At 58.9% G+C, this 1,583-nt stretch carries 2 protein-coding genes and 1 pseudogene; 1 reads left to right on the forward strand and 2 read right to left on the reverse strand.

From position 1 onward, the window contains the following. Both DBR24_RS33135 and gspG read right to left on the reverse strand, forming a co-directional pair. Positions 1-159 (reverse strand): annotated as a pseudogene (locus tag DBR24_RS33135) (type II secretion system minor pseudopilin GspK); the annotation flags it as partial. Between the two features lie 8 nt (positions 160-167). After that, a complete protein-coding gene (gene gspG, locus DBR24_RS21295; RefSeq protein WP_123468104.1) occupies positions 168-626 on the reverse strand; it encodes a type II secretion system major pseudopilin GspG in 459 nt (152 codons plus the stop codon). A gap of 147 nt (positions 627-773) precedes the next feature. Between gspG and gspI the strand changes: the two genes are divergently transcribed. Next, positions 774-1,160 (forward strand): type II secretion system minor pseudopilin GspI, encoded by a 387-nt coding sequence (gspI, locus tag DBR24_RS21300; protein ID WP_128615736.1) that lies wholly within the window; start codon positions 774-776, stop codon positions 1,158-1,160. The last annotated feature ends 423 nt before the right edge of the window (positions 1,161-1,583 follow it).

The raw sequence follows: 1,583 nt of genomic DNA on the forward strand, positions 1-1,583 counted from the left end.
GCCCTGCACGCGCTGCTGATCCGCTTCCAACGCACGAGTCGAAACGCTTTGGCGGGTGAGCATGCCCGCCGCAATCACCGCCACCACGGCCGCGATCAGCAACGCGCTGATAATCGCCATCCCTTGCTGCTTCGCCCGGTTCGGCGAACGGCTGTCCATGGACGGCCTTACAGCTGCCACGAACCGATGTCGGCATTCACGCCGTCGCCGTCAGGCTGACCGTCGGCGCCGAGGGAAAAGATGTCGATCTCGCCGTTGGCGCCGGGGTTGAGGTACTGATAAGGACGCCCCCACGGATCGTTCGGCAGGCGTTCCAGGTACGAGCGCCAATTGCTGTTCTTCGCATCCGCCGGCCGCTCCACCAACACCTTCAGCCCCTGGTTCATGCTCGGGTAAGTGCCGTGGTCGAGGCGATACAGCTTCAGGGCCTGCATCAACCCGCCAATGTCCTGCTTCGCCGCCGTGGCCCGCGCCTGATCGGGACGATCGAGCACCTTGGGCACCACCATCGCCGCGAGAATCCCCAGAATCACCACCACCACCATGATCTCGATCAGGGTAAAACCCTGCTGACCACGCGGCGGGCGCATCGGTTGCTGAAGCGATTTGAAAGGTGCGATATCCATCTCGACATTCCCTGGCTTGATTCGATTCGACGCGCAGTGTTGCAAGAAGATATGTCAGGGATGTTGAAAATCCTCGGGAGTTTTCGTCGTCAAGCCGTCAAGCACGCGGGTTAGCGTCGAGGGCTGTGTTTTGGCTTTGGGCCATGTATGCGTGCGCGTTCCCGAGAAGCGGGTTTCACCCTGATCGAAGTGCTGGTGGCGCTGGCGATTATTGCCGTGGCGATGTCGGCGGCTGTGCGCGTGGCGGGGTTGATGACGCAGAGCAGCGGGGTTTTAAGGGATCGGTCGGTGGCGCTGATTGCGGCGCAGAGTCGGATGGCGGAGTTACGGTTGGAGGGGCGATTGCCGGTGGGAATGAAGGCTGTTGATTGCGATCAGGGACGGTTGTTGTTGCGGTGTGAGCAATTGATCAGCGCAGCCGAAAATGGACGGTTGCTCAAAATTGGCATCCAGGTATTCGACCGCAACCAGGATGCGCCGCCGTTGGCCAGGCTGGAGACATTGTTGTCCCGAACGCAAAGCCCCTCACCCTAGCCCTCTCCCAGAGGGAGAGGGAACCGATTCGGGGATATTCGAGAGCTACACCGACTTGAAAGCCTTTCATTGAATCCACAATTGCCAAGCTCACAAAGCCAAATCGAAGGTTCTTCCCTGAAGCCATAATCACCAGGGTCTTTCACCAAAGCGATAATCGCCAAGTTCCTTCACCGAACCATAATCACCAAGGTCTTCCACGTCGATGCACCCCGCAAGACAACACGGTCGGCCCCCTCTCCCTCCGGGAGAGGGCTGGGGTGAGGGTAGCTTCCACTCGCGAAGCCCCAGAATCACCAAACCCTTAATCACCAAGATCCTTCACCGAACCATAATCACCAAGATCCTCCAGGTCGATGCACCCCGCAAGACAACTCGGTTGATCTGGCTTAATGATTCTGGACACCCTTAAAGGGCGGTAAT

This window comes from Pseudomonas sp. HMWF006 (assembly GCF_003061205.1).
In the GTDB taxonomy this organism is placed as follows: Bacteria; Pseudomonadota; Gammaproteobacteria; order Pseudomonadales; family Pseudomonadaceae; genus Aquipseudomonas; species Aquipseudomonas monsensis.